This window comes from Streptomyces sp. NPDC052042 (genome assembly GCF_044548345.1).
Classification (GTDB): domain Bacteria; phylum Actinomycetota; class Actinomycetes; order Streptomycetales; family Streptomycetaceae; genus Streptomyces.
The window spans coordinates 239732-252634 of sequence record NZ_JBIUBU010000010.1 but is presented as its reverse complement, the minus strand read 5'-3'; the positions used below and the strand labels follow the sequence as shown (position 1 = coordinate 252634).

Sequence of the window (12903 nt, the reverse complement as noted above, 5' to 3'; positions counted from 1 at the left end):
GGAAGGGGACACGGGCGAAGCGGCACGGGCCGGAGCGCCCCGGCTCCCTGCCCAACGTGTCCAACTCCCGTCGCCCCGCCGGGGACACGCCCCGCACCCGACCCACGCGCCTCCCGGGCGTCATCCGCACGTCATCCGCACCGCACACGTGTTTCACCGACCCCCGCACGCGCGACCGCGCCCGCCGGCCCCGCTCATACCCCGGGGTGCACCCCGGCCCGCACCTCCGACCGCGCCCGGCGCACCCCTGGCCGCGCCCGACATGCGCCCTGCCGGGCGCGGTCCGCCCCGACCTCGCCGACCGCGCGCGAAACTCCCGGCCTCCCGGGCCGCCCGCCCTGACCTCCCGCCCGCGCGGTGGGGCGGACCGCGGTGGTGGAGCCGGGGCACGCTCATCCGTAGCCGAGCGCGTGCAGCCTCTCGTCGTCGATGCCGAAGTGGTGGGCGATCTCGTGCACGACCGTGATCTCGGTCTCCGCGACCACGTCCTCGCGCGACTCGCACATCCGCAGCGTCGGCCCGCGGTAGATGGTGATCCGGTCGGGCAGCACCCCCGCGTACCACTCGCCGCGCTCGGTGAGCGGCGTGCCCTCGTACAGTCCGAGCAGCTCCGGATCCGAGGGGTCCGGCTCGTCCTCCACGAACACCGCGACGTTGTCCATCAGCCGCGTCAGTTCCGGCGGGATCCGGTCCAGGGCCTCGGCGACCAGTTCCTCGAACTCCTCGCGCGTCATCTCCAGCACCCCGTCATTCTCCCGGTTCTCCCGTACTGCCGCTCACCACTCCCCGGACCAGGGCCACTCACCGCTCGCCGGACCGACCCGGCGCACGACGGCGGCGGACGACGGACGAGGTCAGCGGCCGTCCTCCGCCGGACCGACCGTCACGCCCAAGCCGGACGGGCTGCCACGCCTATTCGGTTTGGCCGACGCCGAAACGGCGTAGTACAGTCTCCGACGTGCCCAAGGGCGCCGGTCAGGGCTTGACCGTTCTGAGATCCCGGAGATCACCTACCGAAGATCGAAGAAGAAGTGGAACCCCCTTGAGGGGGAAAGCGGAGTCACATGCTTCTCTCGTCCTCCGGGACAACCAGGGACGAAGCAGCAGTGCCAGTAGTTACGCCCTCATCGTCTAGTGGCCCAGGACGCCGCCCTTTCAAGGCGGTAGCACGGGTTCGAATCCCGTTGGGGGCACGCACAACCTTGTGCGACACTTAGTCGCACAACAGCTTGGTCCTGTGGAGCAGTTTGGAGTGCTCGCCACCCTGTCAAGGTGGAGGCCGCGGGTTCAAATCCCGTCAGGACCGCTGCAGCTCCTACGAGCTGCGTGGCTGGGTAGCTCAGTTGGTACGAGCGATCGCCTGAAAAGCGATAGGTCGCCGGTTCGATCCCGGCCCCAGCCACCACCCGAAGGCCCCGTCTGATGGACGGGGCCTTCGCCGTGTCATGCCTCCTCGCGATCCACCGCATTCACGCCGTTTGGTCCGGCCTCGCTGTCCGGTCCGGCCTCGCCGGCCGCGTGCCGACCGCGCCACGCCCGTACCGCCAGGAACAGCAGCACCACGACGACCACGGCAACCAGGGCCGGCCCGTCCGGCACCCGTTCCCCGGCGCGCTGGGCCCACCGCTCGACGGCGAACGACTCGTCCGCGCCCAGCAGCCCCGGCAGCGCGGTCGTCCCGTCGTACACCAGGAACAGCACGCCGAGCCCGATGAAGAAGAGTCCGGACAGCAGCGTCGTGGTGTGCAGCTCGAAACGGCCGAGCCGGAAGGCCCGACCGCGCAGCCAGGCCCGGCGGCCCAGCTCGAACCGCTCCCAGAGGAGGGCGAGCAGGAAGAGCGGGACCGCCATGCCGAGGGCGTAGACGGCGAGCAGCAGCCCGCCGTAGACCGGGCTGCCGCTGACCGCCGCCACGGTGAGGACACTGCCGAGGATCGGTCCCGCACAGAAACCGGCCAGTCCGTATACGGCGCCCAGCGCGTACACCGACAGGGCCGTGGTCGGGCGGATCCGGCCGCTGAGGGCGGCGATCCGACGCGAGGCGAAGCCCAGGCCGACGATCTGCGCGATGCCGAGCAGGATGATCAGCCACCCGGCGCCGAGGACGAGCGCGTCGCGGTGGCCGTAGAAGAGCCGCCCGGCATACGAGCCGGCGGCGCCGAGCGGGACCAGGGTGGTGGCCAGGCCGGCGTAGAAGATGCCGGTACGGGCCAGCAGCCGCGAGGCGGAGTCGATCGAGTACGCGAAGAAGGCCGGCAGCAGCAGGGCACTGCACGGGCTGACCAGGGCGAGCAGCCCGCCGAGGAAGGCCGCGAAATAGCCGATGCCGTCCGTCACTTCGTGCCGCCCGCAGAGCCGTCGTCTCCCTTGCCGTCGGACCCCTTGCCGTCGGACCCGGAGCCCTCGGGCCGGGGCGCGGAGGCGCGGGCCTTCTCGGCCGCCGCCTCGATGACCTGGACGAAGGTCTCCATCGGCTGCGCCCCGGCGATCGGGCGGCCGTTGACCACGAAGGACGGGGTGGAGGTCGCGCCGATGCCGTACCCCTGCTCCTGGTCCCGGTTCACCGCGGCGGCGGCCTGCGGGCTGTCCACGTCGCGCGCGAACCGGTCGAGGTCCGCGACACCGGCCTGCCGGGCGAGGTCCTTCAGCCGGGCCTTGCCGAACCCCTTCTCCTTCACGCCGTCGGCGTACGCGGCGCGGTGGAACTCCCAGAAGCGGCCCTGCTGCCCGGCGGCCCAGGCGCCGCGGGCGGCGGCCTCGGAGTCGGCGCCGAAGATCGGGAAGTTGCGCCACTCGATGCGCAGGGTGCCGTCGTCGACGTACTTCTTCACCAGGGCCGGTTCGGTGTCGCGGGCGAACTGCGCACAGTAGCCGCACTTGAAGTCGGCGTACTCGACGAGGACGACGGGCGCGTCCACCCGGCCCAGCGCGAGCTGGTCACCGGCATCGCGCCGGGCGAGCTTCTCCAGCTCCGGGTAGACCTCGGTGTCCGGGTCGGCGGTGACATCGGCGACCGACGACGAGGAGGACGAAGAAGAGGAGGAGCCCGAGCGGTCGGGTGCGGTGGCCTGGTAGGAGACGAAGCCGAGCGCCGCGGCGGCGAGCACGACCCCGGCCCCGTAGAGCAGCGGCTTCCTGGACGGGGCGGTACGCGACGACGGCGGACGCGACGGCCCGGACGCGGACCGGGGCGCGGCCTTGGACGAAGGCGCGGGCGCGGGCTCGGGCCGGGAGGCGGGCTCGGGCGTGGCCTTGGACGACGGCTCGGACGCGGGCTCGGGCTTGGACGTGGACATGCAGAACTCCGTACGGGCGATGGGGAAGGAGAGGGAGGACGACCAGGGGGCCGTCCTCTACACCCTCAGTACCGAGAGCTCCACGGGAGTGGGCGCGGCGGGTGCCGGGCCTGGCGGTCGTATCCGGACGGGCAGGCCGGCCGTCCCCGGTCCGGTGGTGACCGGCAGGCCCCATTCGGCGAGGCCGGGCGGCTGGTCGGCCCCGGCGCGGGCCCGCCCCGGCAGGCCGGGCACATCGTCCGCGTACGCCCCGTTCTTGCCGCAACCGGGGACGGGGCGCGAATCCGCGTCGGGGGCGATGAACGTGTCAGTGACAGTCACCGTGACCGTGGGAGTGGCAGCCGTGGCGGTGGTGGCGGTCCCGCCTGCCGCTCCCCCACTGCCCGCGGGGCCCACCGGGGCGACGAGGCCCACGAGACCCCCGGCGTCCGCGGCGGTCTCCGCGCCCGCGGCCACCCACGCGGTCACGCGGTCGTCGCCCGCGGCGGCCCTCCCGGGCCCGCAGAACAGCGCCAGTACGGCCGCGAGCACCGCCACCAGGCAGCACCACTGCGCACGGCACACGGACACGGCGACCGGCCTTTCCGGACGGGGACGGCTGAAGGACGGGGCGAACCGGGCGACCGGGCGATCCGGCGCCAGGTGATCGGCTGCCGAAATGGTACGTCCCGCGGTCCACGCACCCGCGGTCCGGAGCACCCCCGGCCCGGCGCCGGAGCGGTCGTGGCGCGGCAGAGCGGTCGCGTGCGGCTTCGACGCGGTGCCGTACGGTTCTGAGCGGTGCCGGCGCGGCGCCGACGTGGTGACCCGGACCGCGTCAAATACGTTCGCCGTTCCGTCGGCCCGGGTGAGACCCTGGGGTCCGTATGTCTACTTCTTTCGCCGATCTCCAATCCCGGCTCAAAGAGCTCTCGCTCCACGACGCCCATCGGCTCGGCCGCCGCCTCGAAGGGGTGCGCCGCATCCGCAAGCCCGAGGCCCGGCAGGCCGTGCTGGACGAGATCGCCACCGAGACCGGAAAGGCGGCCGAACGGCTCGCGCTGCGCGCCGGACGGGTCCCCGCCGTGTCGTACCCGGAGCAGCTTCCGGTCAGCCAGAAGAGGGACGAGATCCTGGAGGCGATACGCGACCACCAGGTCGTGATCGTCGCCGGGGAGACGGGCTCGGGCAAGACCACGCAGCTCCCGAAGATCTGCATGGAGCTGGGGCGCGGCGTCCGGGGCATGATCGGGCACACGCAGCCGCGCCGGATCGCGGCCCGTACGGTCGCCGAGCGCGTGGCCGAGGAGCTGCGGACCCCGCTGGGCGAGACGGTCGGCTGGAAGGTCCGTTTCACCGACCAGGTGGACCCCGAAGCGACGTTCGTCAAGCTGATGACGGACGGCATCCTGCTCGCCGAGATCCAGACGGACCGCGAGCTGCGCGCCTACGACACGATCATCATCGACGAGGCCCACGAGCGGTCGCTGAACATCGACTTCCTGCTCGGTTATCTGGCCAGGCTGCTGCCCAAACGCCCGGACCTGAAGGTCGTCATCACCTCGGCGACGATCGACCCCGAGCGGTTCGCGCGCCACTTCGGCGACGCCCCGATCATCGAGGTCAGCGGGCGCACGTATCCCGTCGAGGTGCGTTACCGTCCGCTGCTGGAGGAGGACTCGGCCGACGCCGACCGCGACCAGATCACCGCGATCTGCGAAGCCGTCGACGAGCTCCAGGCCGAGGGCCCCGGCGACATCCTGGTCTTCCTCTCCGGCGAGCGCGAGATCCGCGACACCGCGGACGCCCTGAACAAGAGGAACCCCCGCCACACCGAGGTGCTGCCGCTCTACGCCCGCCTCTCGCACGCCGAGCAGCACCGCGTCTTCCAGCGCCACACCGGTCGGCGGATCGTGCTGGCGACGAACGTCGCCGAGACCTCGCTGACCGTTCCCGGCATCAAGTACGTGATCGACCCGGGCACCGCCCGGATCTCGCGCTACAGCCACCGCACCAAGGTCCAGCGCCTCCCGATCGAACAGATCTCGCAGGCCAGCGCCAACCAGCGCAAGGGCCGCTGCGGCCGTACGTCGGACGGCATCTGCATCCGGCTGTACTCCGAGGACGACTTCCTGACCCGTCCGGAGTTCACCGACCCCGAGATCCTGCGCACGAACCTCGCTTCCGTCATCCTCCAGATGACCGCGGCCGGCCTCGGCGACATCGAGCGGTTCCCCTTCATCGACCCGCCGGACCACCGCAACATCCGCGACGGCATCCAGCTCCTCCAGGAGCTCGGCGCGCTGGAGACCGGCGACAAGCCGGCCCGGGGCGCCGACGGAGGGCAGCGGGAGGGGAGGCCCGAGGGCGGGAAGGGGCAGCGGCTCACCCCGCTGGGCCGGAAGCTCTCGCAGCTGCCCGTCGACCCGCGCCTGGCGCGCATGGTCATCGAGGCCGAGCGCAACGGCTGTGTCCGCGAGGTCATGGTGATCGCCGCCGCGCTCTCCATCCAGGACCCGCGCGAGCGGCCCGCGGAGAAGCAGACGCAGGCCGATCAGCACCACGCCCGCTTCAAGGACGAGACCTCCGACTTCCTGGCGTTCCTGAACCTGTGGCGGTACATCCGCGAGCAGCAGAAGGAGCGCGGCTCGTCCAGCTTCCGCCGGATGTGCAAGCAGGAGTACCTGAACTTCCTGCGCATTCGCGAATGGCAGGACATCTACGCGCAGCTGCGCACGGTCGTGAAGCAGATGGGCATCCAGCCCAACGCACAGGACGCGCCCGAGCAGTCGGTGCACGTCTCGCTGCTGTCCGGGCTGCTCTCGCACATCGGGCTCAAGGACACGGACAAGAACGAGTACCTGGGCGCGCGCAACGCCAAGTTCGCGGTCTTCCCCGGATCGGCGCTCTTCAAGAAGCAGCCGCGGTTCGTGATGTCGGCCGAGCTGGTCGAGACGTCCCGGCTGTGGGCGCGGGTCAACGCCAAGGTCGAACCGGAGTGGATCGAACCGCTGGCCCAGCACCTGCTGAAGCGCACCCACAGCGAGCCGCACTGGGAGAAGGACCAGGCGGCGGTGATGGCCTACGAGCGCGTCACGCTGTACGGGGTGCCGATCGTCGCCCAGCGCAAGATCAATTTCGGCCGGATCGACCCCGAGACCTCCCGCGACCTGTTCATCCGCCACGCCCTGGTCGAGGGCGACTGGCGGACGCACCACCAGTTCTTCCACGACAACCGCAAGCTGCTGGGCGAGGTCGAGGAGCTGGAGCACCGCGCCCGGCGTCGCGACATCCTCGTGGACGACGAGACGCTCTTCGACTTCTACGACCAGCGCATCCCCGAGCACGTGGTCTCCGGGGCGCACTTCGACTCCTGGTGGAAGCACAAGCGCCGCGACGAGCCGGACGCGCTGGACTTCGAGCGCTCGATGCTCATCAACGAGAAGGCCGGTGCCGTCACCAAGGACGACTACCCGGACTCCTGGCGGCAGGGGAAGCTCAAGTTCCGGGTGACGTACCAGTTCGAGCCCGGCGCGGACGCCGACGGTGTGACGGTTCACATCCCGCTCCAGGTGCTCAACCAGGTCACGGCCGAGGGCTTCGACTGGCAGATCCCGGGCCTGCGCGAGGACGTGGTCACGGAGCTGATCCGCTCGCTGCCCAAGCCGATACGACGGCACTACGTCCCCGCGCCGGACTACGCGGAGAAGTTCCTGGACCGGGTCGTTCCGTCCGCCTCCGGCGGTCCGATGTCACAGCAGGAGCCGCTGACGGTCACGCTCGCGCGCGAGCTCCAGCGGATGGTCGGCGTCCCGGTCGCGGCCGACGACTTCGACCTGAGCCGCGTCCCGGACCACCTGAAGATCACGTTCCGGATCGTCGACGAACGGCGCCGCAAGGTGGCCGAGGACAAGGACCTGGAGGCGCTGAGACTCCGGCTGCGCCCCAAGGCCCGCCAGGCCCTCTCCAAGGCCGCGGCGGCCACCGCGGGCCCCTCGGGCGAATCCATCGAGCGTTCGGGCCTCACGGACTGGACGATCGGCACGCTGCAGAGGGTCTTCGAAACCCGGAGGGCCGGCCAGCCGGTCAAGGCGTATCCGGCCCTGGTGGACGAGGGCGCGACGGTGGCCGTCCGGCTCTTCGACACCGAGGCCGAGCAGCAGCGGGCGATGTGGCTCGGCACCCGCAGGCTGATCATGCTGAACGTGCCCGTGAACCCGGCGAAGTTCGCCTCGGACAAGCTCTCGAACCAGCAGAAGCTGGCCCTGTCCGCCAATCCGCACGGCTCCGTGCAGGCGCTCTTCGAGGACTGCGCGACGGCCGCCGCCGACCGGCTGATCGGCGCGCACGGCGGCCCGGCCTGGGACGAGGAGTCGTACCGCAAGCTCTACGACAAGGTGCGCGCCGACCTCGTCGCGCTGACCGAGCACTCGGTCAAGCAGGTGCAGCAGGTGCTGGCCGCCTGGCAGGCGTGCGAGCGGCGGCTGAAGGCCGCCACCAGCCCGGTCCTGGCCGCCAACACCGCCGATGTGCGCAAGCAGCTCGCGGCTCTCGTGCCGCCGGGCTTCGTGACCGCGACCGGGCTGCGCAGGCTGCCCGACCTGATGCGCTACCTCATCGCCGCGGACCGCCGGCTCCAGCAGATGCCGACGGCCGCCCAGCGCGACACCACGCGCATGGAGAAGGTCCAGGAGATGCAGGACGAGTACGCCTGGCTGCTGGAGCAGTTCCCGCAGGGCAGGCCCGTCCCGCAGGAGGTCCTGGACATCCGGTGGATGATCGAGGAACTCCGGGTCAGCTACTTCGCGCACGCCCTGGGGACGGCCTACCCCGTGTCCGACAAGCGGATCGTGAAGGCGATCGACGCCGCGGTCCCCTGACCGGGGGCGGTCCGATCGGTGAGGGAGGGTGCACGATGAGTGAGGTCGACCGGACCCTCCGACCTGCTGTACAGTCTGTCTTCGCAGCCAGCCGCAAGGCGGCAGCGGAAACCTGGTCCTGTGGAGCAGTTTGGAGTGCTCGCCACCCTGTCAAGGTGGAGGCCGCGGGTTCAAATCCCGTCAGGACCGCAGTGATGGAAGCCCGGATCCCTTGGATCCGGGCTTTCGCGTGTCCGGACTCCGGTGGGCGACGACGGATGACCGGACACGGGATCGATTCCTCCCCACCGGGCGGCGGATCCGCCCGGCCCCTTTCCCCGCACTCGGCCGGACCGGCGGGGCCCGGCAGCCGGCCCACCCCGCCGGCCGTACGGCTCCCTTCGAGCGGTCGCCCGAGCGCCCGCCGCGACCACGTTTCCCGACTCCCCCACCCACCACACCCCCGGCCAACGCACCCCAGCCCCACCCGGGCACCGCCACGGGGCCTGTGACGGCCCGTGAGGGCAGGTCGGCACGAATTCCCCGGACTCCCGCCCACAGGGCATCAGAGCGGCACCCAGGGAATCCGTAAAAGTCCCCCGACCGAGTGACCAACGACAGAGTGACCCGGCTCCCGAAAGTGGCAGGCTCGAACACGGCGGCACCCCACGGTGTGACGGGAGTCACTAAAGGAGTTTTGCGGAGGGATGGCCTTACCCCCTTCCTACAACCGCCGAATTTAATATGTGCAATTGCACCTTCCGAATAGGGGTGGCGGAGGAAGAGCATCGGACACGGCACGAAAGCCCCCCAAGGAGCCCCGCGGAATGCTCCGGCCACCCCGGTCCGGCCCCTCGAAAAGGACCGGAGGACACCCCCGCGATCCCGTACGGACACACACGGGCCGGCGCGGTGAAAACCCCCCGGAGCCAACCGCCCGTCCGGTTTCCAGAGGCCGGAGAAGAGCCCCGGACCTCTCGGGCGGACCGGCGCCCGGAGCACCCACCGAGTGGCCGGCACATCCAAGAGCCGGAGCCCGAAAGGCCGCGCGGGCGGAACGCAAGACGCCGCCCCGGGGGGAGTACCCCCGAAGGGGCCCCGGAGCGGCGGAGCGCGAAAAGAGATCGCGGCGAACCCGGCGGAGTCCAGCGCGATCGAACGGTGTACCCGTTTCGCACGGGTATGGCGCCCGTTGGGGCGAGCGCCCGTCACATGGAGCTATGGGCGGGTCTACACGGGTTGGGGGACCCGGGAACCCGGTTGCGGCACGGCGGCAGGGGTGTGTCAGGCCTCACTGCGCTGCTGCGGAATACCCGCGAGCAGTGCGCGGACCTCTGCCTCGCGGTAGCGGCGATGTCCACCAAGCGTGCGGATGGACGTGAGCTTGCCCGCCTTTGCCCAGCGGGTAACCGTCTTCGGGTCCACGCGGAACATCGTGGCGACCTCAGCCGGGGTCAGCAGCGGCTCGGCATCAGGGGTGCGAGCGGTCATGAGCGGCCTCCTCGGGAGAACCGAACCATCTCGGTTCTTTCCTCTAAATTCTGCACCTTGACCCGCGTTGCCCGAAATGGCGGACGCGGGCCGAGTCGGTTATAGGACGAACGGCTTGTCCTCGGCACTACAACTACACCATCCGTCCAGCCACGTCGGCCAAACCGATGGAATTGCCCTCCCAGGTGTTCATCAGCGACGGAAGCCGATGGACCATGTCATAGCGGACAGTCACACCACCGTGACGATCAGTCACAGAGCGACCAGGAGTCACCAGACCCCCTATAGCGTGCAATGCAGAGCAATCCGCCCTCACTTGGACGGAAGGAGCCCTCCCCGGACTCCTTGTCCTATTTTGGCACGAGGAGTAGGGAAGGACGCAAGAGCCCAGTTAGTGCTATCCATCACGCTTGAGGCAAAGGCCCGGTTCAGGACGTAGGTCCTTCCAGCCTTTGAGGTATTGTTCCGCCTCTCCATGCCCACGTGTCGCACGGCACAGAGGTTCAGACGCGCACAACGGCGGATTCAGTTCGCGAATTGACGATCTTTTACCGCTCGCCAGCGTTCCGCCAGCCGCCCGTACGCCTCGCTCGCCCGCTCGGTGTCGCCGACCCGCAGCGCCTCCACCCCCTCGGCCATATCGGCGGCCGAGCGGTCCGCCGCCAGCCGCTCCGCCGACAGGGTGTGCACCAGGCCCGCGTAGTCCAGCTCCACCGACGCCCGCGGATGGAACTCCTCCAGCCAGCGCCCCACCTCCACGAGCCCCTCGGTCAGCGGCCCTTCGTCCACGGTCTCCCGCAGCGTCCGCAGCGCCCGCGCCAGCCGGCGCCGGGCCTGGACCATCGGTGTCCGGTAGCGCAGCACCGGCGGCTCGCCGCCCTCACCCGCCGCGGCGTACTCCCGCTCCTCGTCGGAGAAGAGCACGAACCAGCGCACCGGCACCTGCCACAGCGCGGTCTGGATCCATGGCCTGGCATCCGGATTGCGCTCCGCCCACCGCTCGTGGTCCGCGATCGCCTGCCCCCGCACCACCGGCGGCAGCACCGCGTCGAGCACCGGCCCGGGAAACAGGTCCGCCAGCTCCGCCAGGGCCAGCCAGCCGCGCAGCCGGGTCCGCCACGGGCAGACACACACCACGCCGTCCACCTCGGCGACGAAGGCGTCCGCGCTCTCGTGCGCCGGCACCCCGACCGGCGGCGTGGCCGCCAAATCCGCGAGAGATCGGCGTAGTTCGTCCTGGAACGTAGGCATGTGCGCGCGCCTCGCGTACCGGGCCCAGTGGCTCCGCTCGGGCTCCGGGAAGGCGGCGAGCGGTTCGTACACCCGGAGGTAGGACGTGTACGGGACGGGCACCGAGGACACCACCGACATGCCGTAGATCGTGTCATGCCCGTACTCCTCCCGGGGTGATCCTCGGCACCGGGCCTGATCTACCTCCGCGTAGGACTTACGCTCTTGCCCAGTCGGACCCGCCTGCCGGCCGGTCCACGGCCCTCCCCACCATCAGGAGGGTCCTCCGCCGCTTCGTACTTGGGAGTCACCACAGTGACCGATGTGACCGACGGCGTCCTGCACACCCTGTTCCACTCGGATCAGGGGGGCCACGAACAAGTCGTGCTCTGCCAGGACCGCGCCAGTGGCCTCAAGGCCGTGATCGCCATCCACTCCACCGCCCTGGGCCCGGCCCTCGGCGGTACCCGCTTCTACCCGTACGCCTCCGAGGAGGAGGCCGTCGCGGACGCGCTGAACCTGTCGCGCGGTATGTCCTACAAGAACGCCATGGCCGGTCTGGACCACGGCGGCGGCAAGGCCGTGATCATCGGCGATCCCGAGCGGATCAAGTCCGAGGAACTGCTCCTGGCCTACGGCCGGTTCGTGGCCTCGCTCGGCGGCCGGTACGTCACCGCCTGCGACGTCGGCACCTATGTCTCCGACATGGACGTCATCTCCCGCGAGTGCCGCTGGACCACCGGCCGCTCCCCCGAGAACGGCGGCGCCGGCGACTCCTCGGTGCTCACCGCGTTCGGTGTCTTCCAGGGCATGCGGGCCTCCGCCCAGCACCTCTGGGGCGACCCGACGCTCCGTGGCCGAAAAGTAGCGGTCGCCGGGGTCGGCAAGGTCGGCCACCACCTGGTCGAGCACCTGCTGTCGGACGGCGCCGAGGTCGTGATCACGGACGTGCGCGAGGAGTCGGTGCGCCGCGTCACCGAGAAGCACCCCGAGGTGGCCGTCGCCGCGGACACCGAGGCGCTGATCCGTACCGAGGGTCTCGACGTCTACGCCCCGTGTGCGCTCGGCGGCGCGCTGAACGACGACTCCGTGGCCGCGCTCACCGCCAAGGTGGTGTGCGGCGCGGCCAACAACCAGCTCGCGCACCCCGGCGTGGAGAAGGACCTCGCCGACCGGTCGATCCTGTACGCACCCGACTACGTGGTGAACGCGGGCGGCGTCATCCAGGTCGCGGACGAACTGCACGGTTTCGACTTCGCCCGGTGCAAGGCCAAGGCGTCGAAGATCTTCGACACCACGCTCGCCATATTCGCACGTGCGAAGGCAGACGGAATTCCGCCGGCCGCCGCGGCCGACCGGATCGCCGAGCAGCGGATGGCCGAGGCCCGCCAGAACCAACGGTGATGAAAGCGCGACACAGCGTCGCGCAGCCTGCGATCCGTCGGCCGACGTGAGACTTCTCTCGCCGGTCGGCGGGTCGCACGCCCGGAAGAGGTTAAAATCGCAGTTGACCAGCGAGGACGGGGCTTCTCGCCGGTCCGCTTCCGGGGCGCTCGATGCGGGCGGCGTACCGTATGGCTGCGGAAGCAGGTACCGTTAAAGCCCTACGGGCACGGTCTCTCGGATGAGAGTCCGTCCTGAAACATGAACGCGTGTCAAGACTCTGGGGCCGTCGAGCCCCGTCACCGAGGGGGTCGAGCCATGGGGCGCGGCCGGGCAAAGGCCAAGCAGACAAAGGTCGCCCGTCAGCTGAAGTACAGCACCGGCGGGACTGATTTGTCGCGTCTGGCCCATGAGCTGGGCGCATCGTCTTCAAGCAAGCCACCGAACGCAGAGCCGTTCGAGGACGAGGAAGACGACCCGTACGCACAGTACGCGGATTTGTACAACACCGACGACGAGGACGAGGACGAGGACGACAAGTCAGGTCCTTCGTCAAAGCGCCGCGGCGCTTGACCTCGCGCTGACACACCGACCCGGTCCGGGCTTCCCGGACCGGGTTCTGTGCTACCCCGATCCGGTCCACCGGTTCGGTGGTCGCGGAGCTT

General features: G+C 70.4%; 9 protein-coding genes and 4 tRNA genes. 7 read left to right on the top strand and 6 right to left on the bottom strand.

Annotated elements, in window-relative coordinates:
* Positions 1 to 392: 392 nt before the first annotated feature.
* Positions 393 to 743 (bottom strand): metallopeptidase family protein, encoded by a 351-nt coding sequence (locus tag ACIHCL_RS19145; RefSeq protein ID WP_399863152.1) that lies wholly within the window; start codon positions 741 to 743, stop codon positions 393 to 395.
* A gap of 377 nt (positions 744 to 1120) precedes the next feature.
* On the opposite strand from ACIHCL_RS19145, the gene ACIHCL_RS19140 reads away from it, so the two are divergent.
* From ACIHCL_RS19140 to ACIHCL_RS19130, 3 genes are all read left to right on the top strand, one after another.
* Positions 1121 to 1193 (top strand) — tRNA-Glu (locus tag ACIHCL_RS19140).
* Positions 1194 to 1231: 38 nt separating this feature from the next.
* Positions 1232 to 1306 (top strand) — tRNA-Asp (locus ACIHCL_RS19135).
* 22 nt (positions 1307 to 1328) lie between these two features.
* Positions 1329 to 1405, top strand: a tRNA-Phe gene (locus ACIHCL_RS19130).
* 38 nt (positions 1406 to 1443) lie between these two features.
* Here ACIHCL_RS19130 and ACIHCL_RS19125 read toward each other — a convergent pair.
* Genes ACIHCL_RS19125 through ACIHCL_RS19115 form a run of 3 tightly spaced genes read right to left on the bottom strand, consistent with a single transcriptional unit; the run spans position 1444 to position 3866 of the window.
* Positions 1444 to 2337 (bottom strand): cytochrome c biogenesis CcdA family protein, encoded by an 894-nt coding sequence (locus ACIHCL_RS19125; protein ID WP_399863150.1) that lies wholly within the window; start codon positions 2335 to 2337, stop codon positions 1444 to 1446.
* On the bottom strand, positions 2334 to 3296 hold the full coding sequence (locus ACIHCL_RS19120) for a thioredoxin domain-containing protein (RefSeq protein WP_399863149.1): 963 nt from the start codon (positions 3294 to 3296) through the stop codon (positions 2334 to 2336). The genes ACIHCL_RS19125 and ACIHCL_RS19120 overlap by 4 nt, the downstream gene beginning before the upstream one ends.
* A gap of 57 nt (positions 3297 to 3353) precedes the next feature.
* Positions 3354 to 3866, bottom strand: coding sequence for a hypothetical protein (locus ACIHCL_RS19115; RefSeq protein ID WP_399863147.1), 513 nt, complete (start codon positions 3864 to 3866; stop codon positions 3354 to 3356).
* Between the two features lie 296 nt (positions 3867 to 4162).
* On the opposite strand from ACIHCL_RS19115, the gene hrpA reads away from it, so the two are divergent.
* Positions 4163 to 8155 (top strand): ATP-dependent RNA helicase HrpA, encoded by a 3993-nt coding sequence (gene hrpA, locus ACIHCL_RS19110; RefSeq protein ID WP_399863145.1) that lies wholly within the window; start codon positions 4163 to 4165, stop codon positions 8153 to 8155.
* Between the two features lie 114 nt (positions 8156 to 8269).
* Positions 8270 to 8344: transfer RNA gene (locus tag ACIHCL_RS19105), tRNA-Asp, on the top strand.
* A 1074-nt stretch (positions 8345 to 9418) separates the two neighbouring features.
* Here ACIHCL_RS19105 and bldC read toward each other — a convergent pair.
* The gene (bldC, locus tag ACIHCL_RS19100; RefSeq protein ID WP_003949541.1) at positions 9419 to 9625 is read right to left on the bottom strand and encodes a developmental transcriptional regulator BldC; all 207 of its coding nucleotides are present in this window, start codon (positions 9623 to 9625) and stop codon (positions 9419 to 9421) included.
* Between the two features lie 525 nt (positions 9626 to 10150).
* Positions 10151 to 10996: a hypothetical protein gene (locus tag ACIHCL_RS19095; RefSeq protein WP_399863143.1), complete on the bottom strand. Its 846-nt coding sequence runs from the start codon at positions 10994 to 10996 to the stop codon at positions 10151 to 10153.
* A gap of 174 nt (positions 10997 to 11170) precedes the next feature.
* Here ACIHCL_RS19095 and ACIHCL_RS19090 point away from each other — a divergent pair, with 174 nt between their 5' ends.
* Both ACIHCL_RS19090 and ACIHCL_RS19085 read left to right on the top strand, forming a co-directional pair.
* Complete coding sequence (locus ACIHCL_RS19090) at positions 11171 to 12259, top strand: Leu/Phe/Val dehydrogenase (RefSeq protein ID WP_399863141.1); 1089 nt, start codon at positions 11171 to 11173, stop codon at positions 12257 to 12259.
* Positions 12260 to 12556: 297 nt separating this feature from the next.
* Positions 12557 to 12811 carry a DUF3073 domain-containing protein gene (locus ACIHCL_RS19085; protein WP_399863139.1) on the top strand — a complete coding sequence of 85 codons (255 nt, stop codon included), beginning with the start codon at positions 12557 to 12559 and terminating at the stop codon, positions 12809 to 12811.
* Positions 12812 to 12903: the final 92 nt, after the last annotated feature.